Source organism: Marinobacter sp. LV10R510-11A (genome assembly GCF_900215155.1).
In the GTDB taxonomy this organism is placed as follows: Bacteria; Pseudomonadota; Gammaproteobacteria; order Pseudomonadales; family Oleiphilaceae; genus Marinobacter.
The window spans coordinates 2,184,498-2,200,159 of record NZ_LT907980.1 but is presented as its reverse complement, the minus strand read 5'-3'; the positions used below and the strand labels follow the sequence as shown (position 1 = coordinate 2,200,159).

14 protein-coding genes and 1 pseudogene are annotated in these 15,662 nt (G+C 54.6%); 7 read left to right on the top strand and 8 right to left on the bottom strand.

From position 1 onward, the window contains the following. Window positions 1-132: 132 nt before the first annotated feature. From CPH80_RS10445 to CPH80_RS10420, 7 genes and pseudogenes are all read left to right on the top strand, one after another. Window positions 133-1,365, top strand: a complete 1,233-nt coding sequence (locus tag CPH80_RS10445; RefSeq protein ID WP_096277578.1) for a site-specific integrase — start codon at window positions 133-135, stop codon at window positions 1,363-1,365. Then, entirely contained in the window at window positions 1,362-2,351 is a 990-nt protein-coding gene (locus CPH80_RS10440; RefSeq protein WP_197703603.1) for a tyrosine-type recombinase/integrase, read from the top strand. Before CPH80_RS10445 ends, CPH80_RS10440 begins: the two co-directional genes overlap by 4 nt. Beyond that, window positions 2,338-3,348, top strand: a complete 1,011-nt coding sequence (locus tag CPH80_RS10435; protein ID WP_096275471.1) for a tyrosine-type recombinase/integrase — start codon at window positions 2,338-2,340, stop codon at window positions 3,346-3,348. The genes CPH80_RS10440 and CPH80_RS10435 overlap by 14 nt, the downstream gene beginning before the upstream one ends. Window positions 3,349-3,457: 109 nt before the next feature. After that, window positions 3,458-3,682: pseudogene (locus CPH80_RS22935) on the top strand (reverse transcriptase domain-containing protein); the annotation flags it as partial. Window positions 3,683-3,727: 45 nt separating this feature from the next. Further along, complete coding sequence (locus tag CPH80_RS22930) at window positions 3,728-4,129, top strand: group II intron maturase-specific domain-containing protein (protein ID WP_264754838.1); 402 nt, start codon at window positions 3,728-3,730, stop codon at window positions 4,127-4,129. Between the two features lie 157 nt (window positions 4,130-4,286). After that, window positions 4,287-5,198 carry a tyrosine-type recombinase/integrase gene (locus CPH80_RS10425; RefSeq protein ID WP_096277574.1) on the top strand — a complete coding sequence of 304 codons (912 nt, stop codon included), beginning with the start codon at window positions 4,287-4,289 and terminating at the stop codon, window positions 5,196-5,198. After that, entirely contained in the window at window positions 5,195-6,268 is a 1,074-nt protein-coding gene (locus CPH80_RS10420) for a transposase (protein ID WP_096277572.1), read from the top strand. The genes CPH80_RS10425 and CPH80_RS10420 overlap by 4 nt, the downstream gene beginning before the upstream one ends. Before the next feature lie 253 nt (window positions 6,269-6,521). Here CPH80_RS10420 and CPH80_RS10415 read toward each other — a convergent pair whose 3' ends face one another. From CPH80_RS10415 to CPH80_RS10385, 8 genes are all read right to left on the bottom strand, one after another. After that, window positions 6,522-7,154, bottom strand: a complete 633-nt coding sequence (locus CPH80_RS10415) for a hypothetical protein (protein WP_096277570.1) — start codon at window positions 7,152-7,154, stop codon at window positions 6,522-6,524. Window positions 7,155-7,480: 326 nt separating this feature from the next. Beyond that, window positions 7,481-8,605: an IS91 family transposase gene (locus CPH80_RS10410; protein WP_227520436.1), complete on the bottom strand. Its 1,125-nt coding sequence runs from the start codon at window positions 8,603-8,605 to the stop codon at window positions 7,481-7,483. Next, window positions 8,602-8,754: a phage integrase N-terminal SAM-like domain-containing protein gene (locus CPH80_RS21650; RefSeq protein WP_227520370.1), complete on the bottom strand. Its 153-nt coding sequence runs from the start codon at window positions 8,752-8,754 to the stop codon at window positions 8,602-8,604. The genes CPH80_RS10410 and CPH80_RS21650 overlap by 4 nt, the downstream gene beginning before the upstream one ends. Before the next feature lie 394 nt (window positions 8,755-9,148). Continuing rightward, on the bottom strand, window positions 9,149-10,768 hold the full coding sequence (locus CPH80_RS10405) for an alkaline phosphatase (RefSeq protein ID WP_096277566.1): 1,620 nt from the start codon (window positions 10,766-10,768) through the stop codon (window positions 9,149-9,151). Between the two features lie 58 nt (window positions 10,769-10,826). Then, window positions 10,827-12,008: a choline ABC transporter ATP-binding protein gene (choV, locus tag CPH80_RS10400; RefSeq protein ID WP_096277564.1), complete on the bottom strand. Its 1,182-nt coding sequence runs from the start codon at window positions 12,006-12,008 to the stop codon at window positions 10,827-10,829. Beyond that, on the bottom strand, window positions 12,005-12,853 hold the full coding sequence (gene choW, locus CPH80_RS10395) for a choline ABC transporter permease subunit (RefSeq protein WP_096277562.1): 849 nt from the start codon (window positions 12,851-12,853) through the stop codon (window positions 12,005-12,007). Before choW ends, choV begins: the two co-directional genes overlap by 4 nt. A gap of 155 nt (window positions 12,854-13,008) precedes the next feature. Further along, window positions 13,009-13,938, bottom strand: coding sequence for a choline ABC transporter substrate-binding protein (locus CPH80_RS10390; protein ID WP_096277560.1), 930 nt, complete (start codon window positions 13,936-13,938; stop codon window positions 13,009-13,011). Window positions 13,939-13,973: 35 nt separating this feature from the next. Next, the gene (locus tag CPH80_RS10385; RefSeq protein WP_096277558.1) at window positions 13,974-15,641 is read right to left on the bottom strand and encodes a choline dehydrogenase; all 1,668 of its coding nucleotides are present in this window, start codon (window positions 15,639-15,641) and stop codon (window positions 13,974-13,976) included. Window positions 15,642-15,662 lie beyond the last annotated feature (21 nt).

The following is a 15,662-nucleotide window of genomic DNA, read 5'->3' as shown; positions in this document are numbered from 1 at the left end:
TATATCTACTCGTTATGCAAAGTATTGCGCTGGAGAGCAGCAGGTAGCTGTATTCTCGTCTGATTGACTTTGCATAAAACCTGACTGCTGTGGTGAGAATGGAGACTCCCATTAACGCAGGAGTCAGTAACCATGTCCGTGCTTACATTTGATGAGTTGACTCATCGTCTAGAGAAAGAACTGCACCGATTGCATTACACCGAGGGTTCGATTGCCGGGTATCGCAGAGCCTGGAAGCACATAGCAAGCTTCCTCGATAACGAGTGCTTATCCGGTTTTAGCGAAGAAGCTGGGATGCGCTTCCTTGACGCTAAGTACGGTTTTTCAGAGTTGGAAAGAACGGGCGCATTGACTCAGTCACTGATCAACCAACTACGAATCGTCAGAATGCTGGGTGATTTCCAGCAACACGGCAGTATATTACGTCGTTATTTCAAGCAGAAAATACGGCTGAACGGCAAGCCTTTCCAGCAATGGTTGAAGCGCTTCGAGACTCATTGTCAGGAACGGGCGTATTCAGGTGTCACGTGCAATCATTACAGAAAAGCGACAGATAGATTTCTTGCCTTCGTTGAGTCACAACGCGTGTGGCAGGTTGAAGATATCGTTGCTAGACACGTTCCTGACTACGTCAAAACCTTACTGGGCTATAGCTACAAGAGCGTCGAGCTACAGCTGTGTGGCCTGCGCTGTTTTCTGCGTTTTCTAATTCTGCAGGATGTGCCTGCACAGCCCTTGCTTGATGCGGTACCAACGGTAAAGGCGCGGAAACAAAACAGGATCCCATCAGTCTGGACCAAAGAAAACGTCGAGAAACTGATTCAGGCCATTGATCGGGGCAACCCCGCTGGCAAGCGAGACTACGCCATCATTCTGTTAGCAGCTCGCCTGGGTATTCGCACACTTGACATCAAGCGCTTGAAACTCACGGATCTCAATTGGGCAGATAGCCGGATTGAACTGCGAGTATCAAAAACAGGGGCCTTGGTTCATTTGCCACTACTGCCAGATATTGGTTGGGCCATCATTGAGTATCTGAAAAATGGACGCCCAAAAGTCGACTCCCCTTACGTTTTTCTGCGACATCTAGCACCTCTGGAACCGTTCTCAGATGAACATCGCCTGCATCAAATCATCATTAAGTACATGAGGATTGCCAGAATCCCCATTTCGCCAAACAAGAAAAAGGGCATGCACTCCTTGCGCCATACACTGGCGAGCCGTCTGTTGGCAGAGAACACACCACTGCCAATCATCTCTGACATTCTTGGTCATGCCAGTACGGAATCCACGGCTGTTTACTTGAAGGTGGATATCCAACAGCTACGTCAGTGTGCGCTGGATTCTGCCGGGGAGATGGAATGATGAGAAAACTTCCCTTTCAGAGTTCGTTGCATGAGTTCATCAGTGGCTGCATCCTTGAGAAACGCGCTGTGGGGTACAAATACACCACCAGCGCTTGGTCTCTCTACAAATTTGATCAGTTCTGTATCAGCCAGAGTTATACAGAAACCGTGATTACTCGGGATCTGGCCCATGCCTGGATCCAGCGCAAACCCAATGAAGCGCTCGCCACCCAGCAAAACAGAGCTGGGGTCCTGAGGCAGCTAGCCCTGTATATGACACGACTCGGCCTTCCATCCTATGTGTTACCGCCAAAAATACTGCCGCGCAAGGAGCACTACCAACCCTATATATTCAGCGACGCAGAAGTCACTGCGATCTTGAGCAAAGTCGACGCCTGCCATTACTGCTCGCAAGTGCCATTGCGGCACCTCATCATGCCGCTGCTGTTCCGTCTGCTGTACGGCTGTGGTTTACGCCTTTCTGAGGCACTGAATTTGCACCGGAGTGACGTTGACCTCGACGAAGGTGTTCTGACCATCATCGATGGCAAGTTCAACAAAGACCGGTTGGTCCCCATGTCGATGAATAACCTGGATCGTTGCCGCCGCTACGCCCAGGCAGCGCACACCCTGTCGGATGATCAAGCCTACTTCTTCCCTTCGCCAACTGGCAATCCGATGACCATCGGGAACGTCTACAAGAATTACAGGCGTTTTCTTTGGCAAGCAGGTATATCGCACGGGGGCTGGGGAAAGGGTCCTCGGCTGCATGATCTCAGGCATACACACTGCGTTCACTGCCTGAGGCGATGGGTTCTCGAAGGTGCAGACCTTGCCGCGTACTTGCCGATTCTAAAGACTTACATGGGTCACTATTCGTTCCAGGATACAGCGCATTACCTACGCCTGACCGCAGAACTCTTCCCAGATATTACAGCCAAATCCGAGCGGGCTTTTGGTGACATTGTTCCAACACTGGGAGGAGATGGCAATGAAACCAACTGATTTTGCCAAGGCGCTGTCGCACTATCTGGGGATCTATCTACCTGGACAGCGAAACGTAAGCACGAATACTATCAAGTCCTATCGTGACACGTTCAAGTTGTTGTTGATCTATTGCCAGCAATCGCACCACCGATCTGCGGATAAACTGTGCTTAAAGGACATCGACAAGTCATTGGTGCTGGGCTTTCTGGACTGGCTTGAACAACAACGGCACAACGGTATCTCGACTCGTAATCAGCGACTCGCCTGCATCCATGGGTTCTATCGGTACATGCATATTGAGGATCCAGCAGGGTTACTTCAATATCAGCAGATCTTGTCAATTCCCAGCAAAAAAGCACCTGCGGCAGCGGTGTCGCACCTGTCGCCTGAGGCATTAACACTGATACTGGCTCAACCAGATCTGTCAACGTCTTCTGGACGGCGGGATCTGGCGTTACTCAGCGTTCTCTATGATACAGGAGCGCGTGTGCAAGAGCTGGTTGATATCAGGGTCCGTGATGTCAGGTTTGATCCGCCAGCCATTATTACTTTGACAGGAAAAGGGCGGAAAACACGGCAGGTGCCGTTAATGCTCAACACCGAATCTCTGCTGAAGCAGTATTTTAGCGAGGCTTTTAGCGAACTTGCGGGTGTGGCTGATCAGCCTCTATTTTCCAATCGCATGCGTACCAAGATGACACGTGCTGGAATCTCGTACATCCTCGGCAAATATGCATGCCAAGCTCGTTCAACGTCACCACTCATTCCCGAAAAGGTAACGCCGCATATTTTAAGACACACCAAGGCGATGTTGTTACTTCAATCGGGAGTGAACCTTATCTATATACGCGATCTGTTGGGACACGTTGATATCGCGACCACAGAGGTCTATGCCAGGGCTGATACCGAGATGAAGCGCAAAGCGCTTGAGGGCGCGTATCCAGACATCGTCACCAGCACTTTACCCCATTGGACAAAGGACCGTAATCTTCTCTCGTGGTTGAGCACGTTGTAGCATACGCATCACCTCGTTATGCAAAGTGTTCTCTCCAAGTCAGTACGCACTACGCGGATACAGCGATCCACTTTGCATAACGAGTAGCTATACATAAGGTGGGCCTCTTTCGCCACTATTGGCGAACATCATGCTCGACCCACTAGACAAAGAACTTGAGAAGCGAGGCCACAAATTCGCCCGATACGCAGACGACTTTACGATCTTAGTGAAGAGTAAGCGTGCAGGCGAACGTGTACTTCATAGTATCAGTAAATACCTGCAACGCCGTTTGAAATTGATCGTTAACACGATCAAAAGCCGCGTCGTTAAAACCAATGATAGTAAGTTCCTGGGATTCACTTTCCGATCAGGGAACATTCATTGGCACCCGAATACGTTGAATAAGTTCAAACAACAAGTTCGGAAACTAACGAATCGCAACTGGGGTGTATCAATGCGATACCAACTCTTCAAGCTGAGCCAGTACTTACGTGGCTGGATCAATTACTTTGGTATCGCCAAAGGCTATCAACTCTGTGTCGATCTAGATCAATGGATTCGGCGCAGGGTCAGAATGGCTTACTGGCGACAGTGGCGCAAGCCACGAACCAAGGTAAGAAACTTGATGAGACGAGGTGTGCATGTGCAGTCAGCAGTTGCGTGTGGCATTACCAGCAAAGGGCCATGGCGTAGCGCTAAAACTCCAGGGATCAATCAAGCATTGTCTTTAAAATATTTGAAATCTGAGGGGCTTTATTCGTTGCGTGATGGTTGGATCAAGCTTCACTATCCTAAGTGAAACGCCCTGTGCGGACCCGCATGCAGGGTGTTGTGGGGGCTGAGGGTTAGATACCCTCGGCTACCCGATTGAACGAAGCCGCTACGCGGCAGAGGTTAAATTCGTCTGTACTTCCCTGACCCACTCCATTCCGGAGGGGCCTGTCAGGAGAAGTGTGATGAACGCTAACGAACACGCTCGTTTTCAAGCACTGCACCAACGCTACCTCACCGAACTCACCCTGCGCGGCAAAAGCCCCAAGACCATCGATCTGTACACCCGTTGCCTGCGACAGGTCTGCGACTATTTCCAGACCTGTCCCGATCAGCTTAGCACCGATCAGCTCCAGCAGTATTTCATGCATCTGGTCCAGCATCGGTCCTGGAGTCTGGTCAAGATTGCCCGCAATGCGTTGCAGAGTTTCTATCAGTATGTGCTGGGCAAGCCCTGGGAATACGTCCCTATCGTCAAGGCCCCCAAGGTTCAGACCCTGCAGGACGTGCTCTCCCTGAAGGAGGTCGAGCGCCTGATTAGTCGCACACGCAAACTCAGTTATCAGGTCTATTTCCTCACCACCTACAGTCTGGGCCTGCGACTGAGCGAGTCCCTGAACCTGACCATCGCCGATGTCGACAGTCACCTGATGCGGGTGCATGTGCGCTGTGGCAAGGGCAAGAAGGATCGCTTCGTGCCTTTGCCGCTGATGACACTCAAGGCCTTGCGGCGCTATTGGGCCACTCACCGTCATCCGGACCTGCTGTTCCCCGGGGGGCACCCGCCGTATGCGTCGGTTGCCACCTCCGGCAAGCCCCGAGTGATGGACCGGGGCGGGGTGCAGAAGGCCATCAAGCAGGTCGCCCTGAACTGCGGTATCCGCAAGCATGTTCACATTCACTCCCTGCGTCACAGCTTTGCCACTCATCTGCTGGAGAATGGCGTCAATCTCCGGTCGATCCAGACCCTGCTCGGCCATGCCAGCCCGGTGACCACCGCCCGCTATACCCGGATGACCCAAGAGGCCCAGCAGAACAGCGCCCTGATGATCAATGCTCTGATTGATCGGCTGCAGGTCGACTGGGTGTCTTCATGATCACTCTGGCGCAGATTCTGGGCGATCATCAGGTGGGTCTGCAGCACCGTTATGGTGAGCGGATGCGTCCGGAGCACCATGCCGCCATTCAGTCGATCCTCGCCCGCCACACTCCAGAGTGTGGCGAAGTCCGCTATCAGTGCATGCCCTGTCAGCAGGTGCAACAGGCGTACCCGTCCTGCGGTCATCGCAGTTGCCCGGCCTGTCAGCACGGTGCCAACAGCCAGTGGCTGGACCGGCAGCGGCAAAAGCTGTTGCCGGTGGACTATTTCCTGGTGACCTTCACCCTTCCTGCCCAGTTGCGGGGCTTTGCCTGGCACCACCTCCGATGGACCTGCCACACCCTGTTCCAGGTCGCCCGGGATGTCCTCGCCCAGTTCGCCCGTAACGATAAACGCCTGGGGAGCCAGCTCGGGCTAGTCGGGGTGTTGCACACCCACTCCCGGCGTCTGGCTGTCCACCCCCATGTCCACATCGTGGTCCCCGGGGGCGGGCTAACGGGCCATCACTGGCACGCCCGGGCCGGGCGATACCTGTTCAACGGCCGGGCCCTGGCCACCGTGTTTCGCGCCAAATTCCTCACCCGGATGCGCGAGCAGGGCTTTGCCTTACCGAAATCGATTCCGGGGCACTGGGTCGCCCAGTGCGAGCAGGTCGGCCGTGGCGACCAGGCGCTGACCTATCTGGCCCGCTACCTCTATCGCGGCGTACTCCGGGAGCAGAACATCGTGGATTACGACGGTGAGCAGGTCACCTTCCGCTACCAGGACAGTCAGACCCGGCGCTGGCAGACCCTGACCGAACCGGCGAGCCGGTTCCTCTGGCGGGTTCTGCAGCACGTCCTGCCCAAGGGGCTGCGACGGGTGCGGGAATACGGGTTCCTGCATGGCGGTGCCCGCAAAACCTTACACCGGCTGCAGTTGCTCTTGCGGGTCGCGCTACCCGGGATCGTCACCCAACCCCGGAAACAACGCATTTGCCCCTGCTGTGGCGAGCCCATGGGCATCACGCTTTGGCGGCGCCCCTGCCGGTGGCCCGTGCTGATAACCCGACGACGATGTCTGGCATAGGCCCACATCCGTCCGACATGCACCTCACAGGGAGAGATCAGAGCATCCTATGACACCACCAGGACAGATCGGCTATCGGTTTCACCGAGGGTCACGGGAACCTCTGGCCTGACGAAAATGACCGCCCAATGCCAGGGCCAAAGCACCTCTCAGTTCGCCGATGATATTTCCTTAATAGAGAAGCACCGGGCTCGTCCAACACCGGATCAGGTCGCGGCTGCGCGCGACCTATCCTTATTTGTTAGGCACTTGGTTACACTAATAACTTTAGGTCAGAGATAGCATCCGCGCTGCATTTCCATTCTAGTGCGCCAAGTATAGATAAGCAGTTATTCGTTTTCGCTTCTATTGTTATTCCCATATCTAGTACCAGTGCGTCCAGCATTGCCTTCACTTTGGCTCGAGGAGCTCCTTCATCCCAGTGCATTCCGTGATTCCTACCTTCCCAGATAACTTCAATAATGCTTTGCGAGCCAATTTTTCTGGCCAAAGGCAAACTTGGTTTACCCGAATGAGAGAGGCTGATTGCTTGTTTTGCTATTTGTAGCACCGCTGCAGCTAGGCTGGACATAGATTCTACAGTTGAGCCAATTCTCAATAGGGCACTTTCTATTTTTTCATCAGTGCCTTTTGCAGCTTCGACCTTTTCTTTTTCCAAGGCCTCCGTGCGTTTCATATATTGCGCATAGTGGTGATTCGCGTTCGGAGACCATTGATCTCGATACATGAATAAATCTGAGAGAAAGTCCTGTGATTTTTTGAGCTTCTCAACGGTGATTTGCGAATCACTTAGTATTTTTCCATATTCACCTATAGCGTCAAATAAATGACTTAACGCATGTTCGGAATCGGATAAAAACTGGGTAGCTTGTGGGGTATGAGTCATATTTTAGTGCCTAACACTTAAGCATTTAATGGTCGTGCGCAGCATGACCATTAAATGTCTGTTGGACTAAGCCGCCAACTCCGCAGCTATCGAACGATGCTTAAGGATAAAGTAATTTGAAGGCGAAGCCTGAACGGTACATCTGGGGCCAGGCGCGAAGCAATGCCGGCAGGTTTTGGTCTCATTCGATCCTTCACGCGGCGGTTCCTTATTGTGATTCCCCTCAGATTACCTCTCAGATACCCCTTTTTCCAGCGTTGGCCCGCAGAAACTCCCAGCTCCTTTAGAACTGAGGTTTTCCACGCATCGAACCAGGTGGGGATGGGTTAGCCCGTTAGGATCACCGCTGGTTTAAATCGTGGGATCTGACGAATCATACGAACCAGACCGTTGTCGCAGAGGAGGCACGGCCAGCATCGCTGAGACGCCGGGCTCTCCGATGTCGCTTCTGGCTTGGGCGGCTGCGATAAACAGTGTCGGATAACCGCCAGTTTGCGGCGTCGGGTGCGGTTGCTCAGGTAGCCAAAATGGCGAATGCGCATGAAGCCTTTGGGCAGGATGTGCATCAGGAACCGCCGCACGAACTCCTGGCCCTCCAGCCATTGGGTCTTAATTCGGGAACCATCGCGGTAATCCTTATATCGGAACGAGATCCGGTCACCGTCCATCGACAACAAGCGCCCGTTACTGATGGCGATTCGATGAGTGTAGCGAGCCAGATAGTCCACCACGCTATCGGCCTGGTTTAGGCAATGTCGAGTGTAGACAACCCACTCCTGCTGCATCAGGCCGTCGAGCACACCATCAATCTCACCGTTGCGGGTAACCCGGTGCAGTTCGTCTGCGTTCACCGACGCTCTCAGCAACGACACCATGCGCCCTCGAAAACGCCGGGATAGGGCCCGTACCGGGAACAGGTAATGGCTTTTGGCTTTGTGCCAGTCACCGGTGCCGGTCAACACCCCGCCGGGGATCAGGCAATGCACGTGCACATGACGGCTCAGGTTCTGTCCCCAGGTGTGGAGCACCGCCGTCATACCCAGTTCGCCGCCGAGGTGCCGGGTGTTGCGCCCAAACTGGTTAAGCGTGTCCCAGACTGCGGCGAACAGACAGCGATAGATCACGTCGGGATGGAGCTGAACCCAGCCGTTCAAGGTATGGGGCAACGTAAACACCAAATGGAAGTAAGGCACCGGCAACAGCAGTGACCGCTGACGTGCGCTCCACTGCTGGCTCGCTCGCCCCTGACATTGCGGACAATGCCGATCCCGGCAGCCGTAATAACAGATGGAACGGGCCTGGCAATGATCACAACGCATTTCCATACCGCCCATCTGTGCGGTTCGGCAGCCCGTTAAACGAGCGCAGACCTTGCGACGGTGACTGTCCAGTGTCTGACCGGGCAGAAATCGCGCCAGTATGTTTTGAACGCTCAGTGTGCCTGCCATCATGCACCTCCGAGATTTGCGATCAGGTCAGCGGGCGAGCGCCGATAATAACGGGCCAGCGCGGTGACGACGTAAAGATAGCTGTGCTGGGTTCGGGGGGAAAAGCCATGTTGGCACATGGCTTGGATCATGGTCTGACGTAATGGTGTCATGACAGTCACTCCTCTTCTGAATAGCCCAATTGGGCTTATCAAAAGTATCCGTCAAGACACCCAATTTCGCAGGAAATGATCGGGCGTAGTCGCTACCGCGAAGCGGTTTAGTTCAACACCACACTTACATCGCAGTTGGAACACTGGCCAGATTCAAATTAAACAACAGCTTAGCCCACTTTTCCGGCCTCCACCATGTAATCGCGTGACCTCTCTATTTTGCGCAAGCAATCATGCTGTATAGAAATACCGTTATAGGAATCGAGGGGGGGGGAGAAACATAGACCCCAGCGGGTCTCAATCAGTGTGCGGAAGGTAAAGAAGGTACGAAAGCTACGGAAGGTAGTCCGGCCCCCGATAAGGATCGGGAGCCGGTTAGATCATAAGGCGGGTATTAGTCTTCTAGCGCTTCAATAGCGTACTGACCTACTTCTGTGTGGTGCAGCACGTTGCCGAAGGGTGCGGTGGTGTCTCCCGGGCCTTGGGTGAATACCAGTACCGGTGTGTTGGTATGGGTGCCGGTGGCCCAGACTACGTTTTGCTGTTCGGCCACTTCGCGGGCCAGCAGGTTCTGGCGGTTGTCGTCAGTTTGGTAAACGAAGAAGGCGCCGTTAACGTCCATTTTCGGAACGGTTTTGGTGCTCAGGTAAGGGTGGTCTTCGGTGTAGAAGGGGTTGTCCTCGGTTGCGAGTACGCGCGCGGCTTGGGCTTCGGTGATGTCGAAGCCGGTTTCAGCGTTTACGATGCGAGCTAGGCTGGCAGGGGTTTGCTGGTCTGCTTCCAGTGCGTCGAACTGGCTGTAGAAGATATCGCCGTAGGAGGACTTCTGCTCGTACAGTGTGTCTAGGGTCGCTACGTCGCCGAAGTTGAAGCCAGGTTGGAACTGTTGCTCTTTGAACACATCGCCCGGTAGGTCACGCCCGTGGGGCAGGTCGTTGGCGGAGTAGCTGAAGCCAAAACCACCGGTTTCGTGATCGGCGGTCACCACAATGAGGGTGTCGTCACGGCCTTCTGCCCAATCCAGTACGTAATTGAGTGTCTCGTTCAACCGCAGCATTTCGTGCAGCATGGTGCCGGTGTCGTTGTAATGCCCAGCCCAGTCGATTTGCCCGGCTTCGATCATCAGGAAGAAGCCTTCTTCGTTTTGCGACAACGAGCCAATCGCCTTTTCGGACATCTCTTTCAGCGTTGGTATGGTGCGGGCAGGGTCGTTCTTGGTTTGGTGCTCGGTGATGGCGTTCGGTAACGCCGAGTAAGCAAACAGGCCTAGAATTTTGCCGTCGGCTTTTTCCATCTGCGAGCGGTTGAACGCTAGGTCGTAGTTCTTCTGTTGTGCTTCGGCGATCAGGTTGCGGTTGTCCTTACGCTTGGATTTGATGCGCACGCTGCCTTCGGACAGCGCTTCCAGTTCCTGGCGCGCGGCTGATTGCTCGTCATTGGCGGATTCGGGAATCCAGTAACGCAGGCCGCCGGACAACATTACATCTACGTTGTTGTTCAGCAGGTCTACTGCAATTTCATTTTCCAGGCTGCGGTGGCTCTGGTGCGCGGCAAAGCCGGCCGGGGTTGCATGGGTAATGCGGGTGTCAGAAACCAGCCCGGTGGATTTGCCTAGCTTTTTGGCTTTTTCCAGAATGCTTTCTGCGCTGTTACCGTCTTTATCTGCGCCAATCATCTCGGCGCCGGCTAGCTGACCGGTTGCCAGTTGTGTGGCAGAAGCGGCGGAATCTACCACCAGATTGTTGTTGGCGTGGGTCGTGGAAATGCCCATGCGGCCGTTGGCGGCGATTCGGTCAAAGGCGGTGGTGCCGTCGGTGATTACCGAATTTGGCGCCTGCTTGGCATATGCCAATAGTAGGCCGATTTGTTGTGGCCCCATGCCATCGCCGATGATCATGATCACGTTTTTGGCTTTTTCCGGTGCTTGCGGTGCGGATTGCATGGGTGCACACGCTGCCAGCATGAGGGAGGATGTTATCAACCCTGCTGCTACTGTGGCTTTACGGACGTTCATACTCAAATCCTTTTTCGGTTGGCGTTTTTATGGCTATTTGGGTGCAGTTGTTGCCGCCTTAGCTGTCGTCTAAATGTTTGCCCAGCATGGCGTGATATAGCTCCCGGTCGCCGATGGCGCCGGTGATTTGGCCGTTCTCTACCACCAGCAGGCTGTGGCCGGTGAAATATCGAATCTCCACGGCATCCCGCAAGGGTGTGTCTGGCGCGATGCGGGTGGGCTGCTTGGCCAGGCCTTCGATGTCTTGGCCTTCTTGCCAGGCTTGGGTCTGGAAGGTTTGGCCACCGCTGGTGACCACCGCTTTTTCCGCCACATCGGGTGTATGTAGCCAGGTGTCATAGCGTTTGTTGATGCAACGGTTACCGCTTGCGTCTTCCTGTATTTGCCCGATGGGCAGCGCCAGGGAGCGCGCTGCCAGAACGTTGAGTGGGTTGGTGCTGGCAACAAAGCTTTTGACGTAATCGTTCGCCGGTTCCAGCACGATGGCTTCTGGTTTGCCATGCTGAACGATTTGGCCGTCTTTCATGATCGCGATGTGAGAACCCAGTTTCAGTGCTTCATCTAGGTCGTGGCTAACGAAAACAATGGTTTTCTGCAGTTCTTCCTGCAGGGTTAGCAGCTCGTCTTGCAGCTGGTGACGAATCAGCGGGTCAAGGGCGGAGAAGGGCTCATCCATCAGCAGGATTTCCGATTCCGTGGCCAAGGCCCGGGCCAACCCAACCCGCTGAAGCATGCCGCCAGACAGCTCATTTGGTCGGCGCTTGGCCCAACCGTCGAGGCCAACCAGCTCCAACTGACGCGCGACCTTTTTGCGGCGCTCGGCTTTGCCCAGGCCTTGCAATTCCAGGCCGAAAGCGACGTTGTCTTCTACCGTTAGCCAGGGCATTAGGGCGAAGTTCTGGAACACCATGGAGATGCGACGGGTGCGGATATCTCGCTGAACTTTCTCGCTGGCCTGGGTGAAGTTCACCATCTCGCCATTGTGTCGAACGTGAATGGCACCACTGGTGACCTCGTTCAAGCCATTCACACAGCGCAATAGGCTGGATTTGCCAGAGCCAGACAGACCCATTAAAACGCAGATCTCACCCTTTTTAACGCTCAGGCTGGCGTTCTGAACACCGACCACTAATCCGGTTTGGTCACGGATAGCGTCTCGGTCCATGCCCTGCTCAATCATGGGCAGGGCGCGCTTGGGTTGTTTGCCAAATACGACGTTTACATTCTCAAATTCGATCATGACGACGTCTCCTTAGCATCACTTTGGCGGAAGAACCGGTCCATCCAGATGGCTAGTAATACAATTGCCAAACCGGCTTCAAAACCTTTGCCGATATCGACCGTATTCAAGGCTCTAACCACCGGCACACCTAGACCATCTGCGCCAACCAAGGCGGCAATAACAACCATCGAGAGCGATAGCATGATGCACTGGGTAATGCCGGCCCCGATGGAACTCATGGCGGCGGGCAGCTCAACCTTGAACAGCAGTTGTCGGTTGGTGCAGCCAAAGGCCTTGCCTGCTTCAACCAATTCTTTCGGCACTTGGGAGATGCCCAAGTGCGTCAGCCGCACTGGGGCAGCAATGGCGAAGATCACGGTGGAGATCACACCGGGGACCACCCCCAGGCCGAATAATGTCAGCGTTGGGATCAGATAAACAAAGGGTGGGATGGTCTGCATCAGGTCCAGCACCGGTTGCAGAAATTTGTATAGCCAACGGCTATGGGCGGCATAAATGCCCAGGGGAATGCCGATCAACACACACAGCATGGTGGCGTACAACACCAGCGACAGAGTCGCCATGGTGTCTTCCCAGTATCCAATGTTCCAAATCAGCATAAAGCTGAAAGCGGTGAAGGCGGTTAATCCCCAGCGGCGATGACGAAGATGCGCCGCCACGGTTAAAAGCACTACCAGGACGCCGGGCGGTATCCATAACAGGCCGTCGGTCAGGCCGTGGATCATAGCTCTCAGGGTTTCGGAAACGGCGTCAAAAAAGCCGCTGAAATTGACGACTAGAAAATCAACAATGTCTTCTACGAATTCGCCGAAAGGCAGTTGATGCTCAGTTATCCAGCTCATGGCGTTTAGTCTTGTTGGGTGCAGGCCAAGGCCTGCACCAGAAATGGGAGGTGTTCGTTACTATAAACAGGCGCTCTGAACCGGTCAGCTCAGAGCGCCCGCAAGGTACTCTTTCAAGTACCATTCAAGTACCATTTTCAGTACTACTTTTACTGTTACTTAAGGGATGCCTTAACTGCAGGCAGTGCTGCATCGCCGTTCAGGGTTGTGACACCCTTCAGCCAGCCGTCCAGTACCGATGGGTTGTTGGCCAGCCAAGTGTGCGCAGCGTCCCGTGGCTCTTCGCCGTCGTTCAGGATGGCGCCCATCACTTCGTTTTCCATGGCCAGCGAGAACGTCATGTTTTTCAGCAGTGCGCCCACGTTCGGGCATTCGTTAAGGTAGTTTTTGCGCACATTGGTGTGCACCGTTGCGCCGCCGTAGTTGGGGCCAAAGAAGTCATCACCACCCTCGAGATAGGCCAGATTATGATTGGCGTTCATTGGGTGCGGTTCCCACGCCAGGAAAACCACCCACTCATCACGACGGGTTGCGCGGCCAACTTGCGACAGCATGCCAGCTTCGCTGGACTCTACGACTCGGAAGCCACCCAGGCCGAAAGCGTTCTGATCGACCATGTCGAGAATCAGGCGGTTGCCATCGTTGCCTGGCTCGATGCCATAAATGCGGCCATTAAACTTATCGCTGTGCTTGGCGATGTCGGCAAAACTGGTCACGCCTGCGTCGTACACATACTGCGGTACGGCCAAGGTGTATTTGGCGCCTTCTAGGTTTGTGACAACGGTTTCAACATCACCGCTTTCCAGGTAAGAGCGCACGTCGCCTTCCATGGTGGGCATCCAGTTGCCCAGGAACACGTCAAGGTCTTTGTTCTGAAGCGACCGGTAGGTAACGGGTACTGACAGCACTTTCGCTGTTGGCTCATAGCCCATGCCTTCCAGCACTTCGGAGGCCAGCGCGGTGGTGGCGGTGATGTCGGTCCAGCCAACATCGGAAAAGCGGACGGTTTTACATTCGGTGTTCGGCGCAGCCACTGCGGCGCCACTGATCGCAAGGCCAGCACAGGCCAGAATAAGTTTTTTCATTGGTTGTTCTCCTTTTTAGGTTATCGGTCACAGCGTTAGCGTTGTGCGTTCTTCCATTCAGGGTGCTCCCACACGGGGGCAGATGAAGGCGCAAGAGGATCAAGGCCACGGATGTGATCCGCGCATTTTTCCGCCAGCATAATGGTGGGCGCGTTCAGGTTGCCGCTCACCAAACTTGGCATGATAGAGGCATCCACCACACGTAAATTCTGAACACCATAAACCCGGGCCTGTTCGTCTACCACAGCCATGGGGTCATCGGCTGCACCCATCTTGCAGGTGCAGGAAGGGTGATAGGCGCTGTCTGCGTATTCACGCACGAAGGCATCAATATCTTCGTCGGAGGTGGCTTTGGCCCCTGGCCGCAGCTCTTCACCCCGGAACGGATCGAACGCCGATTGGGCAAAAATCTCACGGGTTAGTTTGATGCTTTCGCGCATTTCCCAGCGATCCTGCTCGGTGCTGAGCAAGTTGGGCTCAATGATCAGGTGGTCACCCGGTTTGCCGGATTTCAACTTCAGGTAGCCGCGACTGGTGGGCCGCATGGGGCCAACATGAACTTGAAAACCGTGGCATTCCGCGTCTTTACGGCCGTGGTCCAGCACCTGAGATGGCAGAAAATGAAACTGAATATCCGGGTGCTGCACACCGGCCTTCGAGCGGATAAAGCCTCCCGCCTCTAGGTGCGCGGTGCGACAGGCACCCCAATTATGGTTCAAGAACCACTTCATACCCGCGAGGGTTTTACCGGGCTGGGTGGTGTACTTGTAGAGCGTGACCGGTTGGGTCGATTTGTGCTGAACGTATATTTCCAGGTGGTCTTGCAGATTTTTGCCGACCCCAGGCCGATCCGCCACCACGGGAATGTTGTGTTCTTCCAGCTCGGCTGCTGCGCCAATGCCGGATAGCATTAATAGCTGCGGCGAGTTGATGGCGCCACCACTAACAATCACTTCCTTGCGGGCTGCCACCCGGATGGTATTGCCTTTTTGAACGTATTCAACGCCGACGGCGGTGTTGCCATCAAATAGAATGCGTGTGGTCATGGCGCCGGTTTCGGTGGTCAAGTTCGGACGCTCCAGTACTGGCCGTAAATAGGCCTGGGCCGCACTCCAGCGTTTGCCATTGCGGATGGTCATGTCCATCTCACCAACGCCTTCTTGCTGGTAGCCGTTCATATCCTTGGTGTAAGGGTACCCCGCCTGCTGGCTCGCTTCTAAGAAGGCACCAAACAAGGGGTTCGGCTCGTCGCCGGTGTGCACATTGAGTGGGCCATCACCGCCGCGATAGTCGTCTGCGCCCTGTTCCCGGCATTCCGCCTTCTGAAAGTATGGCAGCACATCCTGGTAGCGCCAGCCCGTCGCGCCCTCGTCGTGCCAGCGGTCATAATCGTAGGCGTGGCCACGAACATAAACCATGGCGTTTAGAGTTGAACCGCCGCCCCAGACTTTGCCCCGAGGCCAGTACAGTTTCCGGTTGTTTAAGAACTTCTGCGGTTCGGTGTGGTAATACCAGTTGTACTTGTCGTCCATCAGATTGAACATCAGCGCCGCTGGCATGTGGATCTTCCAGGTGTTATCCCGGCGTCCGGCTTCCAGTACCAGCACGTTGTCTTGCTCGTTCTCACTCAAACGATTCGCTAATACGCAGCCTGCTGAGCCGGTACCGACGATCACATAGTCAAATTCATGATCAAACTGCAAAACTGTCTCCTTCACACGGAC